Raw genomic sequence first — 23,079 nt, forward strand, 5'->3', positions numbered from 1 at the left:
CTCCAATGTGGCTAAGCTGCGCCTTGTTGTTGACGGTTTTTCTTGAACAGCTCTCTAAAGATGGGATAAATATCCTCCACGGTGCGAATGTGCTGCATTGCGAAGTTATCGTGAGTATTAGCAATTGCTTGATACTCCCGCCATAAACTCTGATGTGCGCGGGTAGTGATCTCAATATAGGCATAGTACCTCACAACCTTGAGTAATTTATTGGTCATAATATCCGTACAATGAGGAGAGTCATCTGCCCAATTGTCACCATCCGAAGCTTGTGCAGCGTAAATATTCCAGTCGCCTTGAGAGTAGCGCTCTTTGACAATCTCATCCATCAACTTCAAAGCACTAGAAACAATTGTTCCACCAGTTTCTTGCGAGTAGAAAAACTCCTGCTCATCAACCTCTTTGGCTTGAGTATGGTGTCTGATGTACACCACTTCAATATCTTTGTAAGTGCGTGTAAGAAACTGATACAGCAAAATATAAAAGCGCTTTGCCATGTCTTTTGTTGCTTGGTCCATCGACCCAGACACATCCATCAAACAGAACATTACCGCTTTGCTTGTAGGGTGAGGGCGTTTTTCATAATTTCTAAACCGTAAATCGTAGTTGTCTATAAAAGGGACCGCTGCGATTTTTTGCTTTAGATCAGCTATTTCCGCTTCAAGCTCAGTAATTTTTTGTTGAGGTGGTACAGGTTCGTTTAGTAGAGCCTGTAGCTCTTCTTCAGCATCTGCCAGACGTCTACGTTTACTCGCAGACATGGCAACTCTACGTGCGAGCGACCCGCGTAGTGAGCGCACTATATCTAAGTTACTTGGCATCCCATCGTTACAAAAACCAGCACGATGCGTTTTCATTTGTACTAGCTTATCTAGCTGACTTTGTTTTAAGTTTGGTAGCTCCAAATCCTCAAATAGTAGGTCCAGATATTCATCTTTGGAGATAGAAAACACAAAATCATCTTCGCCTTCACCTTGGTCGCTGGCATCGCCTTGGCCTGCGCCCCCTCCTTGACCCGAAGGGGGACGTTGGATCTTGTCACCAGTACTAAATTGATCATTGCCTGGGTGGATCCGCTCACGGTCTCCACCTTTACCTTGATGAAAAATAGGTTCACTGATGTCTCGTTGTGGTATAGAGATACTCTCACCGCTACTTGTATCAGTAACACTGCGTTTATTGATAGCATCCGACACGGCTTCTTTTATCTGTTTTTTATAACGTCTAATGAAACGTTGTCGGTTTAGGGTACTCTTGTTTTTACCGTTCAGGCGACGGTCTATAAAATGCGCCATAAATCACCCTCTCAGTTTCTAATCGTCTTACTGTGATTTCCTAACTCTTAGATACCATTCAGAGAGTAATCGTACTTGCTTCTGGGTATAGCCTTTTTCAACCATGCGGTTTACGAAGTCCTCATGTTTCTTCTGATCTTCAGCCGAAGTTTTAGCGTTGAACGAAATAACAGGAAGCAGCTCTTCGGTATTAGAGAACATTTTCTTCTCTATAACGGTACGTAGCTTCTCGTAGCTGGTCCAAACAGGGTTTTGCCCATTATGGTGCGCACGAGCACGTAGAACAAAATTAACTATCTCATTACGGAAGTCTTTAGGGTTAGAGATCCCAGCAGGTTTCTCAATTTTTTCAAGTTCAGCATTTAAGGCTGCTCTATCAAACAACTGGCCGGTATCGGGGTCTCTGTATTCCTGATCTTGGATCCAGAAATCAGCATAAGTAACATAGCGGTCAAAAATGTTTTGGCCATATTCAGAGTAAGATTCTAGATAAGCGGTTTGTAGCTCTTTACCTATAAACTCAACATATTGAGGAATGAGATAGCCCTTAAGGTGGCTTAAGTAGCGCTCCTGTAATTCGGCACTGAATTGCTCACGTTCAATTTGCTGTTCTAGTACATAAAACAAATGTACGGGGTTTGCAGCAACCTCTGCGTGATCAAAGTTGAATACGCGAGAGAGGATCTTAAACGCGAAACGGGTAGATAGCCCTGTCATACCTTCATCAACACCCGCATAGTCGCGATACTCCTGATAGGATTTTGCTTTAGGATCTGTGTCTTTTAAGCTTTCTCCATCATATACTCTCATTTTTGAGTAGATGCTTGAGTTTTCAGGTTCTTTAATTCGTGACAGTGAAACAAACTTTGCTAAAGTCTCAAGCGTACCTGGAGCACATGGAGCAAGCGCCAGTTCGCTATTTTCTATGAGTTTGTTATAAATCTTAACTTCCTCAGAGACACGCAAACAGTAAGGTACTTTGACAATATAAACACGGTCTAAGAACGCTTCATTGTTTTTGTTATTCTTAAAGGTCTGCCATTCAGACTCGTTTGAGTGCGCCAAAATCATGCCACTGAAGGGGAGTGCTGAAATCCCTTCGGTTCCGTTGTAATTGCCTTCTTGAGTGGCTGTAAGCAACGGGTGAAGCACTTTGATTGGCGCTTTAAACATTTCGACGAATTCCATTAAGCCTTGGTTTGCAAGACACAAAGCACCCGAATACGAATAAGCATCTGGGTCATTTTGGGCATAGTGCTCAAGCTTTCTGATATCTACCTTACCTACAAGGGCCGAAATATCCTGATTATTTTCATCGCCAGGTTCTGTTTTAGCGATAGCAATCTGGTCCAAAATAGATGGATAGCGCTTAACCACTCTGAACTTGCTAATATCGCCGTTAAATTCATGTAGCCTTTTTGCCGCCCATGGTGACATCACTGTTTTTAGGTAGCGGGGTTTAATACCATATTCTTTTTCTAGTAGTTCAGCATCTTCAATTGGGTTAAATAAGGAAAGTGGATGATCATTTACAGGCGAGCCCTTGATTGCGTATATAGGTACTTGTTGCATCAAGTATTTTAGCTTTTCAGCAATGGATGACTTACCACCACCAACGGGGCCTAGCAAATAGAGTACCTGCTTACATTCTTCTAGTCCTTGGGCGGCGTGTTTTAAATAAGACACAATTTGCTCTATCGCGTCTTCCATTCCGTAGAATTCGCTAAAAGCAGGATAGCGTGCAATCACGCGGTTAGAGAAAATCCGGCTAAGGCGTGCATCGCTTGCAGTGTCGATCATTTCAGGTTGACCAATGGCCATCAATAGGCGTTCAGGAGCACTTGCATAGGCCGATTTATCTTCTTTACAGATCTCTAGAAACTCGGCGATACTGTACTCTTCTTCTTGTGCGGCTTCGTATCTGGCTTGGTAGTGTTCAAATATCGTCATAACGACCTCCAATAACCTGCTTACATAAAAAAAGCTGTTTTATCTACAAAGGAAAAGGTTATCTTAAGCTTAGTCTTGATATTTGAAATTTGCCTAAAAATTCCAAATATTTAATGCATTTGTGTGCGGGAAACGAGGAAATAAAAAAGGCACTGAAAGTGCCTTTTATTGCAATAATTCTATTGCCGAATAAGTCGTAATTGTTAAGCTAGGTTGCTATTCGCAAATTCCCAGTTAACTAATGCCCAGAAACCTTTCAGGTAGTCAGGACGAACATTGCGGTAGTCGATATAATACGCGTGTTCCCAAAGGTCAACAGTTAGGATTGGTGTTACGCCTGCTTCTGTAAGCGGTGTTGCAGCGTTTGAAGTGTTCACGATATCTAGTGAACCATCTGCTAGTTGCACTAACCAAGTCCAGCTTGAACCGAAATTGTTAACGGCTTTGTCGTTGAACGCTTCTTGGAATGCTGCAAATGAGCCCCATTTAGCGTTGATTAGCTCTGCTACTTTACCAGCCGGCTCGCCACCACCGTTTGGTGATAGGCTGTGCCAGTAGAATGTGTGGTTCCAGATTTGCGCAGCGTTGTTAAATACTCCACCTTCTGAACTACATACCACTTCTTCTAAAGTTTTGTTAGCGAATTCAGTGCCTTCAACTAATCCGTTTAGTTTAACAACGTAAGTGTTGTGGTGCTTACCGTGGTGAAACTCTAAAGTCTCTTGTGAAATGTGAGGCTCAAGCGCATCGATTGCATAAGGTAGTGACGGTAGTTCAAATGCCATGTTAATCTCCATTTTGTTGTTTGAATGCCAAATCAGAATACCAAACATAGCGTAGATAACTGCTCTGTTCTATACGAATTGGCATTATAGTGATACTATAATTCCCGAGTATTTTACTCAAGTTTTGGCAAACAGCAATGGCGTTGCCTTAATACTAATCGTAAATGTGGTCTTAATGGTGATATTTCAAGCACGCATTACTATCACAGACCAAAACGCTATCGTCACTTTGAGGTTAAAGATGGAAACCATTGATAAAATTAAACAGCAAATTTCTGAAAACCCGATTCTTCTTTATATGAAAGGCTCTCCAAAATTACCTAACTGTGGTTTTTCGTCACAAGCTGCGCAAGCATTAATGGCATGTGGCGAGCAATTTGCGTATGTTGATATCCTTCTTAACCCAGATATCCGCGCTGAATTACCACATTACGCTAATTGGCCAACCTTTCCACAACTATGGGTTGAAGGTGAGCTGATTGGTGGCTGCGACATTATCATTGAAATGTTTCAACGTGGTGAGTTACAGCCACTAATTCAAGAAACAGCAGCAAAATATAAGACTGAAGAGTCTAGTTCGGCTGAGTAAGCCACTGCAATCAGAGCAATTCACTTTGAGCCCAACTAAAAGTTGGGCTTTTTTGTACCTAGCATGCAAGTAACTCTTTAGTATTGAATGAAAGTTGACGTCAACGTTAACTTTATCTTCCGACAATTTCTCTTCATTACAAATGCCAACTCGATGTGATCAAAAAGGCTATTGAATAATATGCACTGCATTGCTAAAACGACGCTTGGTAAGTAAAGATTGAGTGAATAATTATTCATTTGTTACTTGGCTTACGTTTACGTAAACTGAATGTGGATAGCTTTTTTGTTAACTTTTATTTTAAATTGACACTGGTGTCATGGTCTTTTTTTAGTCATTTATTACGGTGTGGAGCGATTTTTCTTACTTTCGGTTAATTTGTCATACCAATGAGAAATATTCATATTAATGAATATGTATTCATAATTGTATTGACTCCAATATAAAACCTCGCTAGTTTTGAATATCTGTCAAAAATCTCGTTAGAAGTGTAACCAATGGCAGTTGTAGCAAGGGGAGGAGTCCATGTTATATGACTCGGCACTAGAAAAAGATAACTGTGGCTTTGGCTTGATAGCACATATCAATGGTCAGGCGAGCCACAAACTCATTCGCACGGCAATTCTTGGGTTAGACCGAATGCAGCACCGTGGTGGTATTGCATCCGATGGTAAAACTGGTGATGGCTGCGGATTATTATTACAAAAACCCGATAGCTTTTTCCGTGCTATTGCTGCTGAGCAACAGTGGCGGTTAGGAAAGAATTATGCGGTTGGTATGATGTTCTTAAACACTGATAGTGAACTTGCCCAAGCAGCACGAAAAGTTGTTAATGAAGAATTAGAAAAAGAAACCTTGACGCTTGTTGGTTGGCGAGAAGTACCCACCGACCCATCTATGCTAGGTCCAATTGCGTTAAAACAGTTACCAAAGTTTGAGCAAGTATTTGTGAGTGCGCCTGAAGGTTGGCGCCCTAAAGATCTTGAGCGTCGCTTGTACATTGCTAGACGTCGCATCGAGAAGCGTTTATTCGATGATAAACAGTTTTATATATCGAGCTTATCTGGTTTGGTCACCGTCTATAAAGGGCTAATGATGCCAGCGGACTTGCCAAACTTTTATCTTGATTTAGCTGATATGCGTATGACCAGCGCGATTTGTGTGTTCCACCAACGTTTTTCAACTAATACACAACCACGTTGGCCGTTAGCTCAGCCGTTTAGGTATTTGGCTCACAATGGTGAAATCAATACCATCACGGGTAACCGTCAATGGGCTAGAGCACGTGCTTACAAGTTCTCTTCGCCTTTATTGCCTGACTTACAAAGCGCAGCGCCATTTGTTAATGAAGAAGGTTCTGACTCATCTAGCTTAGATAACATGCTTGAGCTGTTTCTAGCAGGCGGAATGGATCTATTTCGTGCTATGCGTATGCTTGTACCTCCAGCGTGGCAGAAGAACCGAGCGATGGACGAAGACTTACGTGCATTTTATGACTTTAACTCAATGCATATGGAGCCATGGGATGGGCCTGCAGGTATTGTTATGTCTGACGGGCGCTTTGCAGCTTGTAACTTAGATAGAAATGGCTTGCGACCCGCGCGTTATGTACTGACGCAAGACGGTTTTATCACGCTCGCATCTGAGGTGGGTATTTGGGATTATGCGGCGGATGAAGTTATCGATAAAGGTCGTGTTGGTCCTGGGGAGTTGTTGGTAGTCGATACGTTACATGGCAAAATTTGGCAATCGGATGAAATTGACCAAGACCTCAAGGCTCGACACCCTTACAAAGCTTGGCTAGAACAAAACGTCAAGCGGTTAACGCCATTTGAACAACTAGACGAACAGCAGGCTGGTGGTCGAGATTTAGATGAGCAAACGCTACTGACATATCAGAAATTATTCGGTTACAGCAACGAAGAGCTAGAGCAGGTGCTTCGGGTGATGGGCCAAAACGGCCAAGAAGCAACTGGCTCGATGGGAGATGATACACCTTTTGCTGTACTATCAGAGGGTTACCGTTCTTTGTTTGACTATTTCCGTCAAAAGTTTGCGCAAGTGACCAATCCACCGATCGACCCACTTCGTGAAAATCACGTGATGTCATTGGCAACTTGTATTGGCCGAGAGCAAAACGTATTTAATGAGACGACCGGACACGCCAAGCGCTTACAATTTGATTCACCCGTATTGTCTTACTCTGATATGCAGCAGTTACGCAATGCAGATGACGAACATTACTCTATCTGTAAAGTTTCCTTGCAGTACACACAGGAAGAAGGCTTACAAAATGCCATTATTCGAGTCTGTGATGAAGCTCAGCAAAAAGCGCAAGCTGGTTGCGTAATGGTTGTACTCAGCGACCGTGAGATTAGTGAAGGCACGCTTCCGATACCTGCGGCGATGGCTGTTGGAGCGGTGCAACAAAGGTTAGTAAATAGTAACCTGCGCTGCGACTCAAACATTATTGTTGAAACAGGCAGTGCCAGAGATCCGCATCAATTTGCTGTATTACTCGGTTTTGGAGCAACAGCGATATACCCTTATCTGGCATATGAGTCTTTGGTTGCGATGTGTGACTCGGGCGTGATCAAAAAAACTTATCGAGAAGTCACCTTGGCTTATCGCAATGCGATTAACAAAGGGTTGTACAAGATCATGTCGAAAATGGGGATCAGCACCATTGCGTCATATCGTTGCTCAATGTTATTTGAAGCGGTAGGGCTGTCAGATAGTGTGGTTGAGCTGTGCTTTAAAGGTGTTGCTAATCGCATTCAAGGTGCATGTTTTGAAGACTTTTCTGAGGATCAGGCAAAGTTACATAAACTAGCGTTTAGCAAGCGTAAGCTGTTAAGTCATGGTGGATTGCTTAAGTATGTTCACGGCGGTGAATATCATGCCTACAACCCAGATGTTGTGCAAAGCCTTCAAGTAGCGGTACGTTCGGGTAGTTATGAAGACTACTTGAAATATGCGCAACTGGTAAACAATCGCCCAGTGACGAACTTACGAGATTTACTGGCGCTAAAAACTCAGACCCCAGTCAATATCGATGATGTAGAGCCTGCAACAGAGCTTTACAAGCGTTTTGATTCAGCAGCGATGAGTATTGGCGCCCTGTCTCCCGAAGCCCATGAAGCATTAGCCATTGCGATGAACCGCTTAGGTGGATGCTCTAACTCAGGTGAAGGGGGTGAAGATAAACTTCGTTTTGGCACTGAGAAAAATTCACGAATTAAACAGGTAGCCTCTGGTCGCTTTGGTGTCACACCTCATTATTTACATAGTGCTGATGTAATTCAGATCAAAGTGGCACAGGGTGCTAAACCGGGTGAAGGTGGGCAACTACCGGGTGAAAAGGTCACGCCTTATATTGCCAAGCTGCGTTATTCTGTGCCTGGTGTGACTTTAATATCACCACCACCACATCACGATATCTATTCAATTGAGGACTTGGCGCAGCTTATTTTCGACCTAAAACAGGTGAATCCAAATGCCTTAATCTCGGTCAAGCTGGTATCGGAGCCTGGGGTTGGCACGATAGCGACAGGTGTGGCAAAGGCATATGCCGATCTCATTACCATTGCAGGTTATGACGGAGGCACAGGCGCGAGTCCACTGACATCAGTTAAGTATGCAGGTAGCCCGTGGGAGTTGGGTTTAGTCGAAACTCAACAAGCTTTGGTTGAAAATGGACTACGTCACCGTATTCGCTTGCAAACAGATGGTGGCTTGAAAACGGGCTTAGACATCATCAAAGCTGCCATCTTGGGTGCGGAGAGCTTTGGCTTTGGCACAGGTCCTATGGTTGCTTTGGGGTGCAAGTACTTGCGTATTTGTCATTTGAACAATTGTGCAACGGGTGTTGCTACTCAAGATGAAACATTGCGCCAAAAGCATTATCACGGTTTACCAGACATGGCGATGAACTACTTTAAGTTTATTGCGCAAGAGGCTCGAGAGCTGATGGCGGCATTGGGTGTCACTCGCTTGGTTGATATTATTGGTCGTACCGACTTACTAGAGATGATAGAAGGGCGCACTGCCAAACAGGCTAAATTAGACCTGTCAGGTTTACTTGCTAAGCCAAATAACCCATCGGGTGAAACGCTTTACTGCAGCGCAGCAAATACTTCTCACTACCAAGGTCAGTTGAACGAGCTTCTGTTGGATAAAGCAAAGCAAGCAATTGATGACAAAACAGGGATCTCTTTAGTTAATCGCATCAGTAATACAGACCGCTCTGTAGGTGCCATGCTATCGGGCTATATTGCCAGTAAACACGGTAATCAGGGTATGGCAGCGGACCCAGTTGCGATTGAATTACATGGTACTGCGGGTCAGTCTTTCGGTGTTTGGAATGCTGGCGGCCTAGAAATGACGCTGGTGGGTGATGCGAACGATTACGTGGGTAAAGGCATGGCCGGTGGTAAGTTGGTTATTAGACCGCCCATGGGGTCAAGCTTTGCCAGTCACCAAGCCACTATTATGGGTAACACCTGTTTGTATGGTGCAACGGGCGGTAAGTTGTTTGCTGCGGGCCGAGCTGGCGAGCGCTTTGCTGTTCGTAACTCGGGCGTGCAAGCCGTTGTCGAAGGAGTAGGAGACAATGGCTGTGAATATATGACCGGTGGCGTTGTATGTATCTTAGGTGCTGTCGGTGTCAACTTCGGTGCGGGTATGACTGGTGGTTTTGCGTATGTTTTAGACGAAGGTAACGACTTTGCTAAACGCATTAACCCAGAATTGGTTGAAGTTGTAGAGCTAACACAATTGCCATCTCATCAAGAGCATTTACGCGGCCTGATTGCCGAACACCTTGAATTAACATGTTCGTCAAGGGCAGAGCAGGTGTTAGCTAATTTTGATTTGTACTTACCAATGTTTAAATTGGTAAAGCCAAAATCGAGCGATGTAAAAAGCCTATTAGGGCATAGAGCGCGCAGTAGCGCAGAGCTTCGTGTGCAGGCTCAATAGGGGGAAGTATGAGCGAAAATGTTTATCAGTTTATTGACGTACAAAGGGTAGACCCGCGTAAGAAACCAATTTCAACGCGCAAGCAATCTTTTGTGGAGATTTACGAACCTTTTTCTACCAGTCAGGTAAATTCGCAGTCAGATCGCTGTCTTGACTGCGGCAACCCTTATTGTGAGTGGAAATGCCCGGTACACAACTACATACCACAATGGCTAAAACTGATCAGAACGGGGCGTATATTCGAAGCGGCTGAGCTGTCTCATCGCACTAACAGCTTGCCTGAGGTCTGTGGCCGTGTTTGTCCACAAGATAGGCTATGTGAGGGCGCCTGTACACTAAACGAGGAATTTGGCGCGGTTACCATTGGTAATATTGAAAAATACATCACAGATACCGCATTTGCCCAAGGCTGGAAGCCAGACATGTCTTACGTTGTTTGGAGTGATAAAAAAGTTGCTATTATTGGAGCCGGTCCAGCAGGGTTAGGGTGTGCTGATATATTGGTTCGTAATGGCGTGAAGCCGGTAGTGTTTGACCGTAACCCAGAAATTGGCGGACTGCTCACCTTTGGCATTCCTTCATTCAAGCTTGAAAAGTCGGTAATGGAGAAGCGCAGAGAAATATTTAGCGAAATGGGTGTTGAGTTTCAGTTGAATACTGAAGTGGGCAAAGACATCAGTATGGATGAGTTGCTATCTCAGTATGATGCCGTGTTTGTAGGTGTTGGTACATATCAAAGCATGCGAGGAGGATTGGCAAACGAAGATGCTCCGGGTGTATATGATGCGCTACCATTTTTGGTAGGTAATACCAACCGCGTGATGGGATATGATGAAACAAAACAGCCTTTCATCGACATGGCAGGTAAAAAGGTAGTTGTGCTTGGTGGCGGAGATACGGCCATGGACTGTGTACGTACATCGGTGAGACAAAATGCAGCCTCAGTAGTGTGTGCCTATCGCCGTGACGAAGAGAACATGCCTGGCTCTCGTCGTGAGGTAAAGAACGCCAAAGAAGAAGGGGTTGAGTTTAAGTTCAACCTCCAGCCCAAGGGCATTGTGGTGGATGACAATGGCCATGTTAAAGGTGTTGAAATGGTACAAACTCAGCTCGGTGAAGCAGATGAGAATGGCCGAAGAAGAGCCGAAGAAGTCCCCGGTTCTGAACATACCTTGGACGCCGATGCGGTATTAATGGCATTCGGGTTTAAGCCACATAGCTTAGATTGGTTAGCACAATATGATGTAGAAATTAATCACTGGGGTGGTATTGAAGCGCCAGAAAAAGGGCAGTTCACCCACCAAACCAGCAATCCAAAAATCTTTGCCGGCGGTGATGCCGTCAGAGGCTCAGATTTGGTTGTAACCGCTATTTTTGAAGGCCGTAATGCGGCCGAGGGAATACTGGATTATTTGGATGTGTAAACACCAATAAAGGCTTTAAGATTCAAACTAAGTAGTAAGACCATCGAGCCCGCGACAGCGGGCTTTTTTGTGGCGAACTTTCACTTTTAGGCTCGATAAGCTGCGAAGTAGAGCCATCCCGCATGGCTATATTTTCAAAAAGCAGGATGGCGTTTCGCTTATTCGACCAACGCCACTAATCTATGCACTTTGCACCGAAAGCAACTCTTGTGCGCTGGCTTTGGTGGTAGCGCTGATTTTATCACCACCGATCAGACGGGCAATTTCTTCAACGCGCATCTCATGCTCTAGTGGCTTCATAGACGTGAAGGTTTCGCCATTTTCAACAACTTTAGCAACAAAAAACTGCTGGTGGCCACTACATGCAACTTGTGGTAAATGCGTGACACAAATAACTTGAGTGGATTGACCTAATTGTCTGAGCAACTTACCTACTTGCGATGCGGTGGGGCCAGAAATACCTACATCTACTTCATCGAATATGAGTGTTGGCGTGGTGACACGCTGGGCGATGATAACCTGAATTGCCAAACTAATACGTGAAAGCTCTCCCCCAGAGGCAACTTTACCTAGTGGTTGTAATGGTTGGCCAGGGTTAGTTGAGACCAAAAACTCAATATCATCAAATCCGCTGGCCGCAGGTTTTTGTTGTGGCTTTTGTGTCAACTCAATCGCAAAACGGCCATTCTCCATGGCGAGTGATGCCATGCTTTTGGAGATCAATTCATTAAGTTGCCCAGCGGCTGCTTGCCTGCTTTCACTTAGCCCTTTTGCGGCAATGTTGTAGGCATGTATGGCGTCTGCAATTTCTTGCTCTAACGCATCTAAGCGCTCAGAATCTGAACAGATTTCGTTGAGTTCTCGTTTTAATTGCTGATGAAAGGCAAATAGCTCATCTGGTTTAATTGCATGTTTACGGGCTAAGTCCATTGCTTTTGACAAGCGCTCTTCCACCTCTTGTAGGCGCATTGGATCTTGCTCGATGTTTTCCCCATAGCTACGTACTTCTCGGCAAGCTTCTTCTATTTGTACGGCGGCTTCTTCAAGCATTTGTGCGATAGAACTGAGCTGGTTGTCGTAGCCGGCTAACTCACAAAATTTTTGCGCGCTGTGTTGAAGTTGGCTCAGTACGGTTTGATCATCCTCGTATAGATGCGCAAGCTCACGTTGGCAGGTTTCTAGTATCGTTTGACTATGACTTAAGCGACTGTGCTCTGTTTCTATTTCCTCAAACTCGCCATTTTGTAAAGCAAACTCATCTAATTCTGCAACTTGATATTCAAGCAGTTGTTGCTTTGCAACTTGCGTTTGTTGCTGCTTTTGCAACTCGCTGTATTCGCGCTGTAGTTTATTGAAGTGGCTGTATTGCGCATTGACTGCGTTAAGTAAAGCGTGGTGCCCAGCATAAGCGTCGAGTAGGTGGAGTTGATGCTCTGGTTTGAGTAACAATTGGTGAGCATGCTGACCATGAATAGAGATCAAATGTTGGCCTAGCTCTTTAAGTTGGCCTGCGGTAACAGCAATACCATTGATATAACTTTTGCTGCGGCCGTTTTTACCAATGACGCGGCGTAAAATGCAATCTTGATCTTCGTTGTTGAGCATATGCTCACTTAAAAATTGTTTTGCGACGGGTAATTTTGAGATATCAAAGTGTGCACTTATTTGAGTTTTGTCAGCTCCGGGGCGAATGGCTGAGGCATCGGCTCGCTCACCTAAACACAATGAAAGCGCATCTATAGCAATAGACTTACCAGCGCCCGTCTCGCCTGTGATGGCGGTCATACCCGAACGCCATTCAACTTGTAGCGCGTTTACAATAGCAAAGTTTTTAATTTCTAAGTTAATAAGCATACTGTGCATCCAAACAGTGGTTATACTGTTAATCTATACAGTATGCTGATTAAAAGCAACTCGAATTTGACTAAATCAGCACAATATTGGCTAGCTGGCTGTTAGCCTTTGTCTTGCATCTAGCATTTGCTGCTTTGTTTGTTCGCCGAGCTCATTGTCATTGTCGCTTTGTGCGCTGTCCTCTAGTGGTTCTTCATCGATTTCTAGGTTCATCGGAACATCGGGTGTTTTAATCAAGGTGATCAACGCAGGTAAGATTTCATAGTAAAAATCTTTGTTGTAGGCAATACCATTACTGGGTAATTCCGCTACAAAGTACTGTAGCTGTTCTGCGAGTAGCTCGGTATTACCCGTTACTCGACACTTACCTAATTCAGTCCCGACGGTACGGGTAAATAACTCACTAACAACTTCAAGCTGAGTCAGATTGGCTTCCGTGTGTGCTTGAACGACAAAAAAGTTACCGACAATAGCGTTAATTTTTGGCGCGTATTTAGGGCGCAGGATTTTAGCGTCTACATACTCGGCCGTTCTTTGTTTAAAGTGTGTTGTTATCTCTTTTAAACGGTTATTAAAAATTTTCTTTTCGGCTTCACGTGCCTTTTTACGATTATTTTCTATCACAACGTACACTCCAAGTAATGTAATCAGAAGAAGTAGTGTGAAAAAAACAATATAACTGATCATGTCGGTTCAACTTTCCTAAATTAGAAAAATAGTTTTTATGTATTTTGCGGTATCTTACAGGTATTAGTAAAGCCTGCTACCCCAATTTAATTTTTGTCTAAGTACGTTGTAGTACGAGTATGATTTTGGGTGGATTAAACGCAAAGATTTCTCTGCTTTTTTTATGACCACTTCGTCACCAGGAAGCACAGCGAGCACCACATGGCTATCGCAGCTCACTTGTAGGCTATCGGTATTCTCAAGGCTGAGTTTGAGCCGAATTTCATTGTTAGCGTCAACCACTAACGGGCGACTTGAAAGCGTGTGCGGAAACATGGGGACTAGCGCCATGGCGTTAAGCTGAGGTGTGAGAATTGGCCCACCACCAGACAGAGAATATGCAGTTGACCCAGTCGGCGTCGAAACAATCAGTCCGTCTGAGCGCTGTGAGAAAACAAATTCTCCATTGATAAATGCTTCAAACTCTATCATGTGTGCAACTTTGTCAGCGTGAAGTACGGCTTCATTCACTGCAAGGTTTGCACTTTTGAGCTCTGCGTGACGATACACTTCTACTTCTAATAAAAAGCGAGACTCGGAAATAAATTCCCCACGCAACACTTCTTCAAGGCTTGCTTCAAACCCATCTGGATTCAAATCCGTTAAAAAGCCAAGGTTACCTCTGTTTACACCTATTACTGCCACGTCAAAGCGCGCCAGTACGCGTGCTGCGCCTAGCATATTACCATCACCACCGACGACAATGGCCAAGTCGCATTGATTGCCTAGCTCCACCAGTTCTGTAAGTGAGTTGTTATCAATGTTAGATATTTGCGCTCCTACGCGCGCTTCAACCAATACGGTGTAACCAAGTGCTTGCAAAAAGGTATATAAGCGTTGTAAGGTCAACGCCGCGCCTTCATGACTCGGCTTACCAATTAAACCAATGGTTTTGAAGGGAGTCGTCATGTTGAATGTCCTTGATAATAATAGCGCAAGACTAACTTAAAAAGTTATGACTTGAAACTGGCAAATGATGTCACTACATAAATAATATGAAATTAACAGCACGCGACCAACAAATCTTTTTTGCCGTAATGAGCTTGTACTGTAACGGCGAGGGGCATCCTGTTGCTTCGAGTAAAATAGCGAAGCAAAAAGGCATGGCAGTCTGCTCTGCAACCGTTCGCAATGCAATGGCCAGATTAGAAAGAGAAGGCTTACTTTATTCTCCCCATACCTCAGCCGGGAGAGTTCCGACAGATTCTGGCTTGAAATATTGGCTGGACGAGTATTTTGCACTCCCACAGATAGCCAATTACTGGCAGCCAGAACAAAACCAGTTGATAGAGTTTGCGCACAACTTAAGCCAAAAATTCAATGTGTGTTGTTGTGTTGGTTTACCGCAAGCAAGTTCACAGTTGGTATTTCGTGTTGAAGTACTCGCATTTGATAGTAGTTCTTGGTTGGTGCTCCTAATTGATAGAGCAGGTCAGTCACAAAATATTTGTATCAATAAACCTAAAGATGACAGTGATCAGCATAGGTATTTATTCGCGGCTTGGATGAATACGGTATTTAGTCAACAGACTCTCATTGAAGGTTTACACCGGATGCGTGCGATGGCGCACAGCGCCCCTGAAAATTGTCGAGAGCAATTAGCTCAATGGACGAGAGAACTTCACCACCAGCTAGGCACTGATAACAGTATTGTTGTAGGTGAAAGATATTTATATCAAGGGTTAGACATAGAAACCGAACTCAATATTGGTGTGTCGTTCTTGCATCAGGTTGAAGATAAGTTAGCGTTTAAGAATGGTTTGTCTGTTGTACTTGGTACTGAGCTGAGCACACTCAATGTTAAACAGTCCGTTGTTTTGAGTGTTCCGTATTTTCAAAAAGGTGAATATCAAAGCAGATTTTGTGTAATTTGCCCATCTAATGCGCCGATTGAGGCTATCATTACACAATTTTCCCAAATCACGCCATTAGGGGCTTGAATCTCAAAATTCAATCCCCATAATTAGCCACAGTTGTAAAGAATTGGAGAAATCTTACATGTCTGAGCAAACCAATGCCCCTGAACATGAACAAGACGCTGCTGAGCAAGTAGAGCAAGCAGCTCAAACACAAGAAGAAACAAAAGTAGAAGATGAAGCGCAAGCTGAGTTAAGCCCAGAGGAAGAAATAGCTGGTTTATACGCTGAACTGGAAGCTGCAAAGCAGACTATTGCTGATCAACAAGACAGTGTTGTACGTGCTGCTGCTGACGTTGAGAATATGCGTCGCAGAGCAGCGCAAGATGTTGAGAAGGCGCATAAGTTTGCTTTAGAAAAGTTCGCCAATGAGCTTTTGCCTGTGATTGACAATCTAGAACGCGCGATTGAATTCTCTGATAAAGAAAATGAGACCTTAAAGCCGGTGCTCGAAGGTATCGATATGACATTAAAGAGCTTTTCTGACGCAGTTGCCAAATTTGGTGTTGAAACTGTTAATCCTCAAGGAGAAGCATTTAACCCAGAGTTACATCAGGCTATGTCTATTCAACCAAGCAATGATGTCTCACCAAACACCGTGCTTGCGGTAATGCAAAAAGGCTATACGCTAAACGGTCGCTTATTACGACCTGCGATGGTTATGGTTTCTAAAGAAGCGGAATAAGCATATCTTTGGCATAAAAAAAGCCGAGTTAATCGGCTTTTTTTATGCCTGATTTTTGCCAAACTTGATACAGACAACACGCTATAACGGCGCTTAGCATCAAACAAGCAAACGGCAATGCGGTACTTGGCTTAATGAGTGCTAAAATAGGCCCGACTAAGGCACCGCTGCCAAAACGCAAAGTTCCAATTACAGCAGTGGCGGTTCCGGTGTGCTTTTCAAAAGCGATTAAAATTAAGGCATCTGCGTTGCTAGCGATAATCCCTAGGCTCATCATCAATGGTGCAATGGTGCTGGCGAAGACCCATACATTGACCTGTTGAGTGCTTTCGAACACTAAGGTGGTGCCCGCTATCATTCCTATGATTAGGCCAAGATAGAGTAAACGTCTTGAACCCAGCTTTGGTACTAGCCGTGTATTTAGGAAGTTACCAAACATGAGCGCCATCACATTAAGCGCAAATAGAATACCAAACAGCTGCTCGGAGACTTTGAAGTAATCAAGGTAGACGAAAGGAACGGACGTAAGGAAGCAAAAGAATGCAAATGACGCAGCCATAGACGTGAGTATATCCATGCGACATAGCTTGTTGGACAATACTTGTTGATAGTTTTTAAAAAAGAAGCGTGCAGAGATCTTATCTTTGTTAAACCTTGGTACATCGATATCAGCGAAGGTAATAAAAACAAAAACTACGATGGCGTATAAAGTTAAGCACCAAAATATTGCACTCCAATGCCAAATGAGCATCAGACCTGCACCAATACTTGGTGCCAGCAGCGGAGCTAGCATCATGATCATAGATACATAAGACATGCCTTTGGCGGTATCTTGCTGATAATAATGCCGAATTATTCCAGGTACCACGACACTTGCGGCAGCGCCTGTAAAGGCCTGAATGACCCTAAGCAGATTGAATGTTTCTATGTTTGTGCAAAGCGCAAGTAGTGCTGAACTGATGGCAAACCCAAACAATCCAAACCGTGCTAAGAGGGTACGGGAAAACCTGTCAGCTAATGGGCCGAAAATCAACATACCTAACGCATAACCTGCCAAGTAGCTACTCAAAGAAACCTGCACCTTCTCCAAAGACGTATTGAGTTGTTCAGCTATCACGACCATAGCTGGTAGATATAGGTCTATTGCAAGCGGTGTTAACGCCACTATACTGGCTAATAATGGTAAGAATAATCGACCAAGAGGGTGAGCGTTTTGCACAGGCGTCCAAAATGATGAGTTTGTGGTAAGTCTAACAAACTGAGACATATTCAGGGAAAATTCTGAGTCAGAGTGCAATAATTTGAGACAAGACTTGGCTTTTGCTCGAATCGACGCTTGAGTAGCAAGTCAAATGTTTTAAACTAGCGACAAACTTAATGTTACGGGAATTAACTGCATGAAAAAAATACTTACCGCTTTGGTGATTACGTTCGCTATTTCGGGGTGTAAAACTTCACCGACTGGGCGCACACAGATTACGTTATATTCAGACCAGCAAATGAGTGAGATGGGGCTTGCCAGCTTTGCACAAATGAAAGAACAGCAGCCTATTGAGGCGGATAAGGCGACTAATACTTATGTGAAATGTATTGCGGATCACCTGATTGACCAATTGCCTGCTGAATATGCGAATCAGCAATGGGAAATTGTGGTATTTAAAGAACCCAGTGCCAATGCGTTTGCATTACCAGGAGGCAAAATTGGTGTGCATACAGGGTTATTAGAGGTGGCGAAAAACCAGCATCAACTTGCAGCGGTGATGGGCCATGAAGTGGGGCATGTTATTGCCCAGCACGCCAATGAACGTGTATCGCAAAATAGTTTACTCCAGTTTGGCTTGCAGGCGAGTAATGTGGCGTTGCAAATGGGGGATGTTCGATATCGTGATGCCATCATGCAAGGGTTAGGACTCGGGGCGCAGTTTGGTGTGGCACTGCCTTTTAGTCGTTCTCATGAAAGTGAGGCGGATGTAATTGGCTTAGATCTAATGGCCAAAGCAGGCTTTGACCCTCAAGGGTCTGTGGCTTTATGGCGTAATATGGAGGCTGCCTCTAGCGAGCGCCCTCCTGAATTCATGTCTACGCACCCTGCGCCAAATACTCGTATCGCAAACTTGCAACAAGGCATGAATAACGCCCTAGCACTCAAGCAGCAGGCTTGGCAATCAGGCCGTAAACCCCAGTGTAAATAAACGGCGAACAAGTTATAGAGCTAACCTTATAGAGTGCGAATTGACTGCTATAGTTTAATTCGCACATTAAATAAGTAGTTTAGCCGTCGTGTCTTAGTGAAATTTGATCTGGCTCAAAATAGGTGGCAACACAACATAGGAGAGGACAAAAGTCCTTATCTGAGGGGGTTTATTTATCTATCCTCGCCAGTTATCTACACAGGGCTAACACATAGATAGGCGGGTTTAGATACCAATTGCTTATTTACCAGTGAACTCATGCAATAATCAAGTGGAATCATTATGCAACAATTACCTACGGTCGATTATCGTGCGCCAGATGCCGCAGCACAATTTGTCGAGTCTTTACGCAATACAGGCTTTGGTGTGTTGAAAAACCACCCAATCCCACAGCAATTAGTTGAGTCTATCTACAAAAACTGGCAAGAGTTTTTTAACTCTGAGCAAAAGCATGAATTTTTGTATGACAAACAAACTCAAGATGGCTATTTTCCACCTGATGTATCTGAGGTTGCAAAAGGCTTTACCGTTAAAGACATCAAAGAATACTTTCATGTTTACCCTAAAGGCCGTGTACCTGAGCAACTAGAGGCGGAAGTTCGTGAGTACTACCGATTAGCAAACGAGTTTGCTGCAGAGTTGTTAAGCTGGGTGCAAGCGCAAGCGCCGGAAGATGTGCGAGCAAAGTTCTCAATCGACCTTAAAGATATGATTGCTGACTCAGAGCAAACTTTGCTGCGTATATTACATTACCCACCAATGACGGGCGATGAAGAGCCTGGGGCAATTCGTGCCGCAGCGCACGGTGACATTAATTTGTTAACGGTACTGCCAGCGGCCAATGAGCCAGGTTTACAGGTGCAAACCAAAGAGGGCGGTTGGCTTGATGTGCCTTGTGACTTTGGTTCTCTAATCATCAACATTGGTGATATGTTGCAAGAGGCATCTGGTGGATATTTTCCATCAACGATTCACAGAGTAATTAACCCAACAGGAAAAGCTTCTACGAAGTCTCGTATTTCTTTACCGCTGTTTTTACATCCTCGTCCTGACGTTGTGTTGTCTGAGCGATACACAGCAGATAGCTATCTTCAGGAAAGATTAACTGAACTTGGCGTTAAATAGAATAGAGCGGCTTAGCCGCTCTATTTTTATGTAATTCAATCGTTTAACAACCCTAACTCGGCAGTTTTATTCCTATAATATCAATATACTCATCAAATTTACGCTGACAACCTGATGATTCTGTGCAATATTAGAATTTTTCAATGTCGAACAAAATCGTCAAAAAAATAATGACAACGCTGTCATTTTGTGTGTAACATTAATTCAACACGACTCAATGCTCAGCAATAATTATAAAATTGAGCCAACTCCAATCGATAGAGGTCGCTACATGATGGCTAAACAGGTGCAACAAGACCAGTTATATATAGGTATAGACGGCGGAGGAACGAAATGCCGCGCTACTATCTACTCGAAGCAACACGGTGTGCTAGGCACTGGACTGGGAGGTCCGGCGAATCCACTTCATGGTCTTGAACGTACGTTAGAGTCAATCATGGTTTCTACCCAGTTGGCCTTGCAAGATGCTGGTTTGCGAGTGGAACAAGTTCATGAACTCAACGCTGGTATGGGCCTCGCTGGTGTCAATCTACCAGCTTTATATGACAAAATTATGCAGTGGGATCACCCATTCCAACAAATGTTCTTAACTACGGACTTGCATACGGCCTGCATTGGTGCACATGAAGGGCAAGATGGCGCAGTGATTATTACCGGCACTGGTTCGTGTGGTTTTTCTATCGTCAGTGGTCGCTCCGTGAACTATGGCGGCCATGGTTTTGCGCAAGGTGATATTGGTAGTGGTGCATGGATGGGATTGGAAGCCATAAAAGCTGTATTACTAGATTTAGATGGTCTAGGCAAAGCAACGGCAATGAGTGACATGTTTAAATCTCATTTCAACACGTTGACCGCTATGGGCATTGCTGAGCAAATGGCAGGGCAACCGTCTAGTGGATACGCTAAATTAGCGCGCTTTGTGTTTAATGCTGCAGAGCAAGAGGACGAAGTTGCGCTCGCGATTGTTACTCAAGGTGCCGACTATATTAGCCGTTTGGCAAAACGTTTATTAGAAAACCAACCGCCACGTTTGTCCATGATTGGCGGGTTGGCTGAGCCATTAAATAAATGGTTGGACCCAGATATTGCTGCGCGAGTTGAGCTTCCCAAGCAGCCGCCAGAGATGGGCGCAATTTATTTTGCGATTCAAAATGTAGAGCAGAATTTGGAAAAGGTTAACTAATGACGACACACCTATATCGAGCGAGTAAGCTATTTGACGGTTTTGATTTTAAAGAAAACATTTGTTTTGCCGTTAAGAACGGGAAAATTTGCTTTGATGTTGACGCTTGCAGCGACTCAATTAAAACTCTGTCGGGGCTAGTAGTCCCTGGGTTTGTTGATGTTCAAGTAAACGGTGGTGGGGGGGCGTTTTTCAATGCTCAGCAGTCCACCGCATGTTTAGATAAAATGGTATCAGCTCATGGACAATTTGGCTCAACGGCGTTGATGCCAACTTTGATCACTGACAAAGTTGATGTGATGAAAGCGGCAGCTGACGCCACTGCGCAAGCTTTGGCTCAGAAGCAAAAGGGCATTGTAGGTATTCACTTCGAGGGGCCTCATTTGTCTTATCCTAAAAAAGGGACCCACAGCGAGCAATACATCCGGCCTATTTCGGAGCAAGAGTTTGCTATCTATGCTCGTCAAGATATAGGCATCAAAATGGTGACGTTAGCGCCCGAAACAGTACCTCTTGATGATATTAAACGGTTGGTAGCACTGGGAGTTAAAGTTAGCATTGGTCATTCAAATGCTGACTTTGACACGACAATGGCCGCACTGCGAGTCGGTGCCGATGGCTTTACACATCTGTTCAATGCGATGTCTGCGTTTACATCTCGTGAACCAGGTGTTGTTGGTGCAGCACTGTGGGATGACAATAGCTGGTGTGGATTAATCGTTGATGGACATCACGTACATAGCGCTTCGGCCAAATTAGCGATTCGTACAAAGCAACGCGGTAAAGTTATGCTGGTGACGGACGCCATGCCGCCTGTGGGTACAAATGATATGGAATTCGATTTTTTTGACGGCCGTAAGGTGATAAGAACAGGTGATAGGCTGAACTCCACCACAGGAGAACTGGCGGGCAGCGTATTAGATATGGCCAGTGCCGTACGCAATACGGTCAATGATTTAGACGTGTCATTGGGCGAGAGCCTACGAATGGCTTCACTCTATCCTGCTCAGTATTTAGGGCTTAAGGGCAAGGGACACCTACTCCAAGGAGCTGACGCAGACTTCGTTGTCTTGGATGAGCAACTGTTTTCGCAATCGACTTACATCGCTGGACATCAAATATAGATTTCCCTGAATGAAAACCCCGTTGCAGTTTAACGGGGCTTTTTCCTTTTAAGAGGGCTTGCATGAATACAATAACAAAGAAAAAGCGCCTCGCGTCACTGGATGCATTGCGAGGAATGGATATGTTTTGGATCTTAGGAGGGCAGTCAATTTTTGCCGCACTCTTTGTGTTGACCGGTTGGCAAGGTTGGAAGCTTTTTGAAGCACATACGGTGCATAGTCCTTGGCATGGTTTTACTTTTTATGACTTAATATTCCCGTTATTTATTTTCCTTTCGGGCGTGGCGATGGGGCTTGCTCCTAAACGCATTGATTCGCTCCCTTTTTCCGAGCGCAAGCTTTATTATCAAAAAGCAGTGAAAAGACTGTTGTTATTGTGTTTTTTAGGTGTTTTATACAATCACGGTTGGGGAACGGGTATACCCGCTGCGCTGGACGAAATACGCTATTCGAGTGTATTAGGACGTATTGCAATTGCTTGGTTTTTTTGTGCGTTATTAGTGTGGCATACCAGTGCGCGAGTGCAGGCGATGGTTGCAGTTGGTATTCTACTGTTTTATTGGTTTTTACTGTGTTTTATTCCTGTACCGGGAGGCATGTCTGGCGACTTGGGTGCCATGGGTGCGGGCAGCTGGAACGCTTGGTTCGATAAACATTTTCTCCCTGGGATAAGTTACCAAAACCGTGTTGTTGACCCTGAAGGTATCCTTTCAAGCTTACCAGCAGTTGTGAATGCGATTGCAGGCGTATTTGTTGGCCGCTTTATCGCTCAAGCGGAGCATTTTGGTCCGTGGCGTAGTGTGATAACGCTATTCTCGGCAGGGCTGGTAAGTGTCTTGGCAGGCTGGATATGGGATTGGTATTTTCCCGTGAATAAAGAGTTATGGACCAGTTCATTTGTATTAGTAACGGTAGGCTGGAGTACAATATTATTTGCAGCTTTCTATGCCTTAGTGGATATTTTGAATACTCAGCGTCTTGCTTATCCATTTATCATCATTGGTGCCAACTCCATCATAATTTATCTCGCTTCTTCATTGGTCAATTGGAGTTACATTAGTAAAAGTGTGTTTGGCGGCTTGGTGAGTGCGTCAGCTCCGCAATGGCAGCCTTTGCTCTCAGTTGTAGCGCTATTATTAGTGCAGTTATTGGTATTGCACTGGATGTATAAACGCAAGATTTTTGTCAGTGTTTGATAGCAAAATTAATTTATTTCAACGTTAGCAAGCCCGCATTTATTGCGGGCTTGCG

The 23,079-nt window shown here is 44.1% G+C and carries 17 protein-coding genes; 10 read left to right on the plus strand and 7 right to left on the minus strand.

All coding sequences use genetic code 11. The features are described from left to right. Positions 1 to 11: 11 nt before the first annotated feature. From L1070_RS06310 to L1070_RS06320, 3 genes are all read right to left on the minus strand, one after another. The gene (locus tag L1070_RS06310; protein WP_237124886.1) at positions 12 to 1,295 is read right to left on the minus strand and encodes a YeaH/YhbH family protein; all 1,284 of its coding nucleotides are present in this window, start codon (positions 1,293 to 1,295) and stop codon (positions 12 to 14) included. A gap of 27 nt (positions 1,296 to 1,322) precedes the next feature. After that, complete coding sequence (locus L1070_RS06315) at positions 1,323 to 3,245, minus strand: PrkA family serine protein kinase (protein ID WP_070984862.1); 1,923 nt, start codon at positions 3,243 to 3,245, stop codon at positions 1,323 to 1,325. 203 nt (positions 3,246 to 3,448) lie between these two features. Continuing rightward, positions 3,449 to 4,030: a Fe-Mn family superoxide dismutase gene (locus L1070_RS06320; RefSeq protein ID WP_070984864.1), complete on the minus strand. Its 582-nt coding sequence runs from the start codon at positions 4,028 to 4,030 to the stop codon at positions 3,449 to 3,451. A gap of 241 nt (positions 4,031 to 4,271) precedes the next feature. On the opposite strand from L1070_RS06320, the gene L1070_RS06325 reads away from it, so the two are divergent. The 3 genes from L1070_RS06325 (at position 4,272) to L1070_RS06335 (ending at position 11,023) form a co-directional block, all read left to right on the plus strand. Next, on the plus strand, positions 4,272 to 4,619 hold the full coding sequence (locus L1070_RS06325) for a Grx4 family monothiol glutaredoxin (protein WP_070985589.1): 348 nt from the start codon (positions 4,272 to 4,274) through the stop codon (positions 4,617 to 4,619). Positions 4,620 to 5,144: 525 nt separating this feature from the next. Then, on the plus strand, positions 5,145 to 9,599 hold the full coding sequence (gltB, locus tag L1070_RS06330) for a glutamate synthase large subunit (protein WP_237124887.1): 4,455 nt from the start codon (positions 5,145 to 5,147) through the stop codon (positions 9,597 to 9,599). Between the two features lie 8 nt (positions 9,600 to 9,607). Beyond that, on the plus strand, positions 9,608 to 11,023 hold the full coding sequence (locus L1070_RS06335; RefSeq protein ID WP_237124889.1) for an FAD-dependent oxidoreductase: 1,416 nt from the start codon (positions 9,608 to 9,610) through the stop codon (positions 11,021 to 11,023). Between the two features lie 180 nt (positions 11,024 to 11,203). Here L1070_RS06335 and recN read toward each other — a convergent pair whose 3' ends face one another. From recN to nadK, 3 genes are all read right to left on the minus strand, one after another. Beyond that, positions 11,204 to 12,877 (minus strand): DNA repair protein RecN, encoded by a 1,674-nt coding sequence (gene recN, locus L1070_RS06340; protein ID WP_237124890.1) that lies wholly within the window; start codon positions 12,875 to 12,877, stop codon positions 11,204 to 11,206. 90 nt (positions 12,878 to 12,967) lie between these two features. Beyond that, entirely contained in the window at positions 12,968 to 13,561 is a 594-nt protein-coding gene (locus tag L1070_RS06345; RefSeq protein WP_237125011.1) for a hypothetical protein, read from the minus strand. 66 nt (positions 13,562 to 13,627) lie between these two features. Continuing rightward, complete coding sequence (gene nadK / locus L1070_RS06350) at positions 13,628 to 14,512, minus strand: NAD(+) kinase (RefSeq protein ID WP_070984872.1); 885 nt, start codon at positions 14,510 to 14,512, stop codon at positions 13,628 to 13,630. Positions 14,513 to 14,598: 86 nt separating this feature from the next. On the opposite strand from nadK, the gene L1070_RS06355 reads away from it, so the two are divergent. Both L1070_RS06355 and grpE read left to right on the plus strand, forming a co-directional pair. Then, positions 14,599 to 15,543: an HrcA family transcriptional regulator gene (locus L1070_RS06355; RefSeq protein ID WP_237124892.1), complete on the plus strand. Its 945-nt coding sequence runs from the start codon at positions 14,599 to 14,601 to the stop codon at positions 15,541 to 15,543. 58 nt (positions 15,544 to 15,601) lie between these two features. Then, complete coding sequence (grpE, locus tag L1070_RS06360; RefSeq protein WP_070984877.1) at positions 15,602 to 16,204, plus strand: nucleotide exchange factor GrpE; 603 nt, start codon at positions 15,602 to 15,604, stop codon at positions 16,202 to 16,204. Between the two features lie 28 nt (positions 16,205 to 16,232). On the opposite strand, the gene L1070_RS06365 is transcribed toward grpE, so the two are convergent. Next, entirely contained in the window at positions 16,233 to 17,471 is a 1,239-nt protein-coding gene (locus L1070_RS06365) for a Bcr/CflA family multidrug efflux MFS transporter (RefSeq protein ID WP_237124893.1), read from the minus strand. Positions 17,472 to 17,601: 130 nt separating this feature from the next. Between L1070_RS06365 and L1070_RS06370 the strand changes: the two genes are divergently transcribed. From L1070_RS06370 to L1070_RS06390, 5 genes are all read left to right on the plus strand, one after another. After that, positions 17,602 to 18,396, plus strand: coding sequence for a M48 family metallopeptidase (locus L1070_RS06370; RefSeq protein ID WP_237124894.1), 795 nt, complete (start codon positions 17,602 to 17,604; stop codon positions 18,394 to 18,396). A gap of 282 nt (positions 18,397 to 18,678) precedes the next feature. Beyond that, positions 18,679 to 19,521, plus strand: coding sequence for a 2OG-Fe(II) oxygenase family protein (locus L1070_RS06375; RefSeq protein WP_237124895.1), 843 nt, complete (start codon positions 18,679 to 18,681; stop codon positions 19,519 to 19,521). A gap of 271 nt (positions 19,522 to 19,792) precedes the next feature. Next, positions 19,793 to 20,704 (plus strand): BadF/BadG/BcrA/BcrD ATPase family protein, encoded by a 912-nt coding sequence (locus tag L1070_RS06380; RefSeq protein ID WP_237124896.1) that lies wholly within the window; start codon positions 19,793 to 19,795, stop codon positions 20,702 to 20,704. Then, positions 20,704 to 21,828 (plus strand): N-acetylglucosamine-6-phosphate deacetylase, encoded by a 1,125-nt coding sequence (gene nagA, locus L1070_RS06385; protein WP_237124897.1) that lies wholly within the window; start codon positions 20,704 to 20,706, stop codon positions 21,826 to 21,828. Before L1070_RS06380 ends, nagA begins: the two co-directional genes overlap by 1 nt. Before the next feature lie 62 nt (positions 21,829 to 21,890). Further along, positions 21,891 to 23,024, plus strand: coding sequence for a DUF5009 domain-containing protein (locus tag L1070_RS06390; RefSeq protein WP_237124899.1), 1,134 nt, complete (start codon positions 21,891 to 21,893; stop codon positions 23,022 to 23,024). Positions 23,025 to 23,079 lie beyond the last annotated feature (55 nt).

This window comes from Pseudoalteromonas sp. MMG022 (genome assembly GCF_021654245.1).
GTDB lineage: Bacteria > Pseudomonadota > Gammaproteobacteria > Enterobacterales > Alteromonadaceae > Pseudoalteromonas > Pseudoalteromonas amylolytica.

Bases quoted from the DNA above. Each gene is read 5' to 3' on its own strand.
- nagA (WP_237124897.1), top strand. From the start codon at position 20,704: ATGACGACACACCTATATCGAGCGAGTAAGCTATTTGACGGTTTTGAT.
- L1070_RS06355 (WP_237124892.1), top strand. From the start codon at position 14,599: ATGAAATTAACAGCACGCGACCAACAAATCTTTTTTGCCGTAATGAGC.
- L1070_RS06365 (WP_237124893.1), bottom strand. From the start codon at position 17,471: ATGTCTCAGTTTGTTAGACTTACCACAAACTCATCATTTTGGACGCCT.
- L1070_RS06335 (WP_237124889.1), top strand. From the start codon at position 9,608: ATGAGCGAAAATGTTTATCAGTTTATTGACGTACAAAGGGTAGACCCG.
- L1070_RS06315 (WP_070984862.1), bottom strand. From the start codon at position 3,245: ATGACGATATTTGAACACTACCAAGCCAGATACGAAGCCGCACAAGAA.
- L1070_RS06320 (WP_070984864.1), bottom strand. From the start codon at position 4,030: ATGGCATTTGAACTACCGTCACTACCTTATGCAATCGATGCGCTTGAG.
- L1070_RS06370 (WP_237124894.1), top strand. From the start codon at position 17,602: ATGAAAAAAATACTTACCGCTTTGGTGATTACGTTCGCTATTTCGGGG.
- L1070_RS06380 (WP_237124896.1), top strand. From the start codon at position 19,793: ATGATGGCTAAACAGGTGCAACAAGACCAGTTATATATAGGTATAGAC.
- L1070_RS06325 (WP_070985589.1), top strand. From the start codon at position 4,272: ATGGAAACCATTGATAAAATTAAACAGCAAATTTCTGAAAACCCGATT.
- nadK (WP_070984872.1), bottom strand. From the start codon at position 14,512: ATGACGACTCCCTTCAAAACCATTGGTTTAATTGGTAAGCCGAGTCAT.
- grpE (WP_070984877.1), top strand. From the start codon at position 15,602: ATGTCTGAGCAAACCAATGCCCCTGAACATGAACAAGACGCTGCTGAG.
- L1070_RS06390 (WP_237124899.1), top strand. From the start codon at position 21,891: ATGAATACAATAACAAAGAAAAAGCGCCTCGCGTCACTGGATGCATTG.
- gltB (WP_237124887.1), top strand. From the start codon at position 5,145: ATGTTATATGACTCGGCACTAGAAAAAGATAACTGTGGCTTTGGCTTG.
- L1070_RS06310 (WP_237124886.1), bottom strand. From the start codon at position 1,295: ATGGCGCATTTTATAGACCGTCGCCTGAACGGTAAAAACAAGAGTACC.
- recN (WP_237124890.1), bottom strand. From the start codon at position 12,877: ATGCTTATTAACTTAGAAATTAAAAACTTTGCTATTGTAAACGCGCTA.
- L1070_RS06375 (WP_237124895.1), top strand. From the start codon at position 18,679: ATGCAACAATTACCTACGGTCGATTATCGTGCGCCAGATGCCGCAGCA.